This window comes from Flavobacterium sp., assembly GCF_023151265.1.
In the GTDB taxonomy this organism is placed as follows: Bacteria; Bacteroidota; Bacteroidia; order Flavobacteriales; family Flavobacteriaceae; genus Flavobacterium.
In genome coordinates this window covers 1-7,667 of record NZ_JAKLJH010000125.1, presented here as the reverse complement: position 1 = coordinate 7,667, position 7,667 = coordinate 1, and the positions used below count along the sequence as shown (strand labels likewise).

Annotated in this window: 4 protein-coding genes; 2 read left to right on the top strand and 2 right to left on the bottom strand. The window is 31.4% G+C overall.

Translation table 11 applies throughout. From position 1 onward, the window contains the following. A partial coding sequence (locus L6Q46_RS11080; RefSeq protein ID WP_291284355.1) for an aminotransferase class I/II-fold pyridoxal phosphate-dependent enzyme occupies positions 1-831 on the bottom strand: 831 nt, incomplete at its 3' end. 622 nt (positions 832-1,453) lie between these two features. Here L6Q46_RS11080 and metK point away from each other — a divergent pair. Both metK and L6Q46_RS11070 read left to right on the top strand, forming a co-directional pair. Further along, a complete protein-coding gene (gene metK, locus L6Q46_RS11075; protein ID WP_291284354.1) occupies positions 1,454-2,704 on the top strand; it encodes a methionine adenosyltransferase in 1,251 nt (416 codons plus the stop codon). Positions 2,705-2,800: 96 nt separating this feature from the next. Beyond that, positions 2,801-4,888, top strand: coding sequence for a tail fiber domain-containing protein (locus L6Q46_RS11070; RefSeq protein WP_291284353.1), 2,088 nt, complete (start codon positions 2,801-2,803; stop codon positions 4,886-4,888). A gap of 34 nt (positions 4,889-4,922) precedes the next feature. On the opposite strand, the gene L6Q46_RS11065 is transcribed toward L6Q46_RS11070, so the two are convergent. Next, the coding region (locus L6Q46_RS11065; protein ID WP_291284352.1) for a carboxypeptidase-like regulatory domain-containing protein at positions 4,923-7,667 on the bottom strand (2,745 nt) is incomplete at its 5' end.

Below are 7,667 nucleotides of genomic sequence, written 5' to 3'. Positions count from 1 at the left end.
GTTAAATGGACTCAAAGAAGCTCCTAAATCGCGTAATCCCTCAATTCTGACTTTTGCGATAAACGAAGCCGCTCCTAACACTTCATAATATTTTAATCCGTGATAACCTGCTGAAGGTTCTGTAAATTCTGGAAATTTTCCGTTGCTCCAATCGAAATTTCCTGCATCGATGATAACACCTCCAAGAGAAGTTCCGTTTCCACCGATGTATTTCGTTAATGAGTGAATTACGATGTTAGCTCCGTGTTCGATTGGGTTTAGCAAAAAGGGTGTTGCCACTGTATTATCTACTATAAAAGGCACTTTGTAGGTTTGTGCTGCTTTTGAAATGGCTTTTAAATCGAGTACATCTAATTTTGGATTTCCTAAACTTTCTGCAAAAAACACTCTTGTATTTTCTTGTGCTGCGTTTAAGAAATTCTCAGGATTTGATGGATCTACGAATGTTGTGGTGATGCCTAATCTTGGCAAAGTCACATTTAATAAATTATAAGTTCCACCGTATAAACTATTAGAAGCTACGATATGGTCGCCAGCTTTTAACAACGTTAATAAAGCAGTTGAGATAGCTGCAGTTCCTGAAGCGGTTACGACAGCTCCGATTCCGCCTTCTAATTTGGCTAAGCGTTGTTCTAAGATATCATTTGTTGGATTATTTAATCGTGTGTAAATAAAACCAGTCTCGGCTAAACCAAAAAGATTGGCTGCGTGGTCTGAATTATTGAAAACGTAGGATGTTGTTTGGTAAATTGGAACGGCTCTTGTCCCTGCGTTTTTAGTTGTGTCGTGTCCAGCGTGTAAAGCGTTTGTTGCAAATTTATTTGTGCTCATGATATTTTTTATTTTTTGATGTTATTGTATTTTTAAATGTTTTTGATATTACTGAGTTTGATTCAGCTACACATTCGACAACATCGTCTTGGATTGTAAATGGCTATTTTCATATTTGTTGTGTTTTTAGAAATAAAAAAACCTCTGCTTTAGACAGAGGTTATATTGAATTAATTTACTTTTAAAATTATGCAATAGGTTTCCTCTGCGGATTGTTCCACATCATCATACACATATTGCACATTGTAAAGTTCATTTTCTATTTCTTTTAGTTTGATAGGGCAAAATTAGATTTATTTTCTACAATAAAAAAATAAATAGATTATTTTTCTAAATTTTGTTATTTTAAAATCAATATTTAGAATATTTTTCATTAAAAACAACTTTTAAACCGAAAATCATTCTAACAAAACATCAATTTATAATTTCCAAAGAAAAAAATAAAAAAAAGTTAACAATCATTTGGAATTCAATTTCATTTCATACATTTGCATCCGAAAACTAAGAGGAAAAATTTGAACTGATTGCAACCTCATTAAAAAATGCTAAAGCAGTAATTACTACTCCTTTAGGCACTACCTGCAATTATTTTTCCTCGCTTAAAATTTAAAAATAATTTATTATGGCTTATTTATTTACGTCAGAATCAGTGAGTGAAGGACATCCTGACAAAGTTGCGGATCAAATTTCAGACGCATTAATTGATAACTTTTTAGCATTTGACCCAGAGTCAAAAGTAGCTTGTGAAACTTTAGTAACAACTGGACAGGTAATTTTAGCTGGGGAAGTAAAATCAAACACGTATTTAGATGTACAAACTATCGCAAGAGATGTAATCAAGAAAATTGGTTATACGAAAAGTGAATATATGTTCGAAGCAAATTCTTGTGGAGTTTTATCTGCTATTCACGAACAATCTGCGGATATTAACCAAGGAGTTGACAGAGCAAGCAAAGAAGAACAAGGTGCTGGTGACCAAGGAATGATGTTTGGTTATGCTACGAATGAGACTGCTGAGTTCATGCCGTTAGCATTGAAATTATCACACCAAATTCTTCAAGAATTAGCGGATTTAAGAAGAGAGAATAAAGAAATCACTTACTTACGTCCGGATGCTAAATCTCAGGTTACTTTAGAATATTCTGATGATAACAAACCGGTTCGTATTGACGCTATCGTAGTTTCAACACAACACGATGATTTTGCTGACGAACCAACGATGTTAGCGAAAATCAAAAAAGATATTATTGAGATTTTGATTCCAAGAGTGATTGCTAAAAATCCTCAATATGCTCATTTATTTAATGATGCAATTAAATACCACATTAACCCAACAGGAAAATTCGTAATTGGAGGACCTCATGGAGATACTGGTTTAACAGGAAGAAAAATTATCGTAGATACTTACGGAGGAAAAGGAGCTCACGGTGGTGGTGCTTTCTCTGGGAAAGACCCATCTAAAGTAGACCGTTCTGCAGCTTATGCAACACGTCATATTGCTAAAAATTTAGTTGCTGCTGGTGTAGCTGACGAAATTTTAGTACAAGTTTCTTATGCGATTGGAGTTGCTGAACCAACATCAATCAACGTAAACACTTACGGAACTGCTAAAGTAAACTTAACTGATGGAGAAATCAGTAAAGTAGTAGAAAGCATTTTTGATATGCGTCCTTACTTTATTGAACAACGTTTGAAATTAAGAAATCCAATTTACAGCGAAACTGCCGCTTACGGTCACATGGGAAGAACTCCTGAAACTGTAACTAAAACGTTTACTGCTCCAGGTGGTTTAACAAAAACAGTTTCTGTTGAGTTATTTACTTGGGAAAAATTAGATTTCGTAGACAAAGTAAAAGCTGCTTTCAATATCTAAGAATCTGCTGAATACAAAATAGTTAAACCCATTTATTTTAAAATAAGTGGGTTTTTTATTTACAGATTTTATACTTTAGCAAAAAATTCATTTTTAATGAAAACCCCTATACAAATATTCTTTTTTGTTATTTTTTTAAATAGTTTCTCAATTTTTTCACAAATTGGAATTAATACTACAAATCCAAAATCTACATTAGATATTGTAGCTACTGATAGTAACTCACCCTCAAACACGGATGGAATTCTAATTCCAAGAATTAATAATTTTCCAGCGATAAATCCAACAAGCGATCAAAATGGTTTATTAATTTACCTAACAGCAACTGTTGGCAATAACGCACCTGGTTTTTATTATTGGGACAGTAATAGTGTTTCTTGGAATTCTGTAACAAACACAAAAAATGTTTGGTTGATAAATGGAAACACAAACACTAATCCCAACAATAACTACATAGGAACAAAAGATAATACAGATTTCATTTTTAGAAGAAACAACAATCATTCAGGAATTATAGCGATCAACAACACCTCTTTTGGAAATAATTCTTATAAACCAGTTGGAAGCAGTTCAAACAACACTGCTTTTGGAAGTTTTTCATTAAGCAGTACTACTAACGGTAATTCAAATACAGCTATTGGATTTAACACCTTAAAAAACAACACCATAGGTTATTCTAATAGTGCCATTGGAGCATCATCAATGACTAACAATACCGTTGGAAATTCTAATACTGCTTTAGGAATATATTCGTTAAACAATAATACTACTGGAAACTCAAATACTTCAATTGGTGCAAATTCATTGTTGATGAATATTTCAGGAAATGAAAATTCTGCTTTAGGAACTAATAGTTTATACAATAATAATAACGGAAGTTACAATGTTGCCATAGGAACCTACTCGCTTTACAGCAACACTAGTGGAAATAATAATACAGGGATAGGTTCTTATACTTTAACAGCCAATTCTACAGGAAATAACAATGTAGCTATTGGCTTGGCTTCTTTAAGCTTTAACACTTCAGGTTATCAAAACACCTCTATTGGGAATAATTCTTTAAATAACAATACTGTTGGCTTTCAGAATACTGCTGTTGGCGCTTATTCTTTGTATAAATCAAAAACTGGAAATCAAAATACTGGAATAGGTAATAATTCATTATACAATAATGACTCTGGCTCAAATAATACCGCTATTGGTTTTAATAGTTTATACAATAATATATCTGGAAGTAATAACAGTGCTTTTGGAAACAATGCTTTATTTAGTTCAACTGTTGGAATAGGAAATTCAGCTTTTGGAAACCAATCTTTATACGCAAATACTGGAAATTACAATTCTGGTTTTGGGGAATTCACTTTAAAATCAAATACTACTGGAAATAACAATATAGCTGTTGGAGCAAATTCATTGGAAAACAATACAACCGGAAATTTTAATACTAGTATTGGTAGAAATGCTTCAAAAAACAACAATATAGGAGAGAATAATATAAGTTTAGGTTACAATGCTTTGTTGCAAAATACTTCTGGGAATCATAATATTTCTTTAGGAAACAACTCTTTATCTAACAATAATAATGGTTCTTTTAATACAACAATTGGAAACAATGGGTTAATCTCAAATAATTCTGGAAATTACAATACTGCTATTGGTTATAATGCCTATAATTCTGGAGATTACAACAATTCAACTGCAATTGGATTTAACACTTATGTTTCAGGTGACAATCAAATTAGACTTGGTAATTTTGACATCACCAGTATTGGTGGAGCTGTTGGATGGTCTAATATATCCGATGGACGCTTGAAAGAAAACATTCAAAACAATGTTGTAGGATTGGATTTTATTTTAAACCTTAAGCCTGTTACTTATAATTATAATTTCAAAGCTATTGACCCAAAAAGTCAAAACAGCAACATTAGATATTCTGGATTTATAGCTCAAGAAGTAGAACAAACGGCTAAGAAAGTCAACTATGATTTTAGTGGTGTTGATGTACCAAAAAACCAAAATGATTTTTACAGTTTGCGTTATGCAGAATTTGTTGTTCCAATTGTAAAATCAATACAAGAACAACAAAAAACGATTGAAGCTTTAAAACTAGAATTAGAACTTCAAAAACAAAAAAACGAAGCTTTAGAAAAGAGATTAAAAGCAATCGAAGAAAAACTTAAATAAAAAAAGACCTGAAATTTCAGGTCTTTTTTGTTTATTATAAAGTATATTTCAAACTCAGAATTAAAAATCGTGGTTGCACTCTATAGCTTGAAAAACTACTAGTTCCTCCTAACTGACTAAAGCTATTGGTATCTAAAGATTTAGTGTCTAATAAATTGGTTCCAGAAAGTTTCCATTCCCATTTACTGTCTTTCTTTTGATACATTAAACTGGCTGTTAAGAAATCATATTCGCTATCAATTGTTTTTGCTTTATTTCTATTATGAAAATAAGAATATTCCGAAACGAAAGAAAACGCATCTAAGAAATAATATTCTAATGTTAATGTTGGACTATCTACATAAATTACATCTGAAAAGTTATCATTAATTGTAAAATTATATCCTAATGTTAAGTTTGGTAAAGTTTTATAATTGGTAGAAAAACTCAAATTATAATTCTGAGAATACGATTCGATGGTTTGTAATTCTGTTGGATTATTATTTGGATTCGTATCATTATCAGGATAAACACGAATATTATTTGATTTCGACCAATTAAAACCAGCTCTTAAATTTGCTTTATAATATTTTGCAAATGAACGCCCATAATTTCCAATTGCTGAAAAAGTTTCATCTGGAAAACTTGAATCCATATTTTCTGTTGACGAAATTTGATTTACATCAAACAATAACGCTCTGTTTTTAATAGCCTCTAATTGTCTGGTATAAGTAATATTCGCAAAAATATTCTCAAAATTAAACATATTGTATTTAAAATAACGAAGCGAATGTACTTGAGAAGTTGAATTTTCTAAAAATCTATTTCCACTAAATAAACTGTTGTAATTTGAAAAGACATAACCTTGCGCTAATTTATTGATATCGGTAAAATTGTTTGTTAACGAGTAATTATAGGTTAACGTTTCCGATTTTTTAATCTGCCACAATGCATATACATCAGGTAAAAATCTAGTGAATGATTGCTTGTTTGATGTACCAAGTTGCTCATCATTCATGTTATATTGATGTACGCTAAATCCTGGATTAAATGTAAATTTTCCTAACATGAATTTATAATGAACTCCTAAAAACACATCGTTAAACGCATAATTTACATCATTAATTTCAGAACTATCGGTTAAGTTGTTTTGCGTTCCATTTTCCAAAATTTGAAATATAGAAGAATCAAAATTTTGATACGAATACGTATTTCCTAAAGTTAAATTGATATTACTTTTTGGAGTTAACATATAGTAATAATCAAACTTTGAATCGAGTTTATTCGTTTGCACAAATCTTTTTTGAGAAACATCATCTCTAATATTGGCTTGATCAATTGGATCTAATGGGTTTCCTTCTGTTATATATGAAGGCAATAAAGCTCCAAATGGCAACACACTTAAATTAGCATTATAAAACGGATCTTCTTTTTGATACAAATGTTGCATTTCAAAAGCAAATACGTGTTTTTCGTTTAAAGTATAATAATAGTTTAGATTTTGATTGATTGAAAATGGATTTTGATCTTTTCCTGTATAAATATCAGAAAGCTTATCAGAAAACAGACTTGTATTTTCTTTTTGATCTGAAAACTTAACTAAAGCATCGTAATCGAAATGCTTTTTTTCAGAAGGCACATAACTAGAACTTAGTTTCAATAACACTTGTTTACTGTCTTGTCTCGTAAACTCTTCGCGATTTTCTGTTATGGTTTGTGAAGAGCCATCTGGCAAATTATCAATACGATTTGAAATAGTAGTAGTTTCAATTTCTGTCTTGTTTCCTAATAAAATTCCGAAACCGCTCAACGTCCAAGCTTTTGATGGATTATAACTAAAGTTAGCCGCTCCAAAAGTAGATTCAATATTAGCCGCTTGATTGTTACGAAGTCCCATAATTCCTAAGTCGTTAGATGCCACGTTGAAAGAGGAGCCTCCTTTACGCATCATATTTTTAAAACCTCCCGTAAACTTGAAATAATCTTGAGCAGTTAATGGCAGTTCACCGATATTATTCACATTACCAATAACATTTAAACTGTATTTCGGACTATAGAAAAACAACTTCGGATTAACAATATAACGTGTATCTTCCATTCCAACACCAATTCCGGCGGTCATATCTCCAAACCAGAAGTTCTTTTTACCTTCTTTTAATTTGATGTTCAATGCAATGCTTTCTTCATTATTTTCTAATCCTTTCAAATTAGAAACTTCGTTATAATTTCTTAAAACTTGTATTTTATCTAAAGCGTCTGCTGGAATATTCTTAGTTGCCAATTTCGTATCACCATCAAAGAAATCTTTTCCTTCCACCATTACTTTTTGAACCTTCTTCCCTTCAACTTCTATTTCACCATCTTTATTAACTTCAACACCTGGAAGCTTTTTCAAAACATCTTCTAACTTTCGTTCTGTACCATTTGTAAAAGAATCCGAATTATAAATAATGGTATCGCCCGAAACACTCACTGGCATTTCATGTACAATTTCCACTTCATTTAATTGTGTTCCTTCTTTTAGAACTACTGGATAATTCATATTAGTTGCTCCAGTTGTAACCGATTTTTCATAGGTTTGAAAACCAATATAACTTACCTTTAAAGTATAAGCTGTATTGGCTTTTAAATTTAAAACATACTTTCCTGTTTCATTGGTAATAGCATAAGCATCCATGGCCTTTGTTTGCTTATTAATTGCCATAATATTAGCCATTTCTAAACCAACGCCTGTAGTATCTTTAACAGTTCCTTCGAAACGTATATTTTGAGAAAAGGCACTTGTAGTAAGTGCCATTAT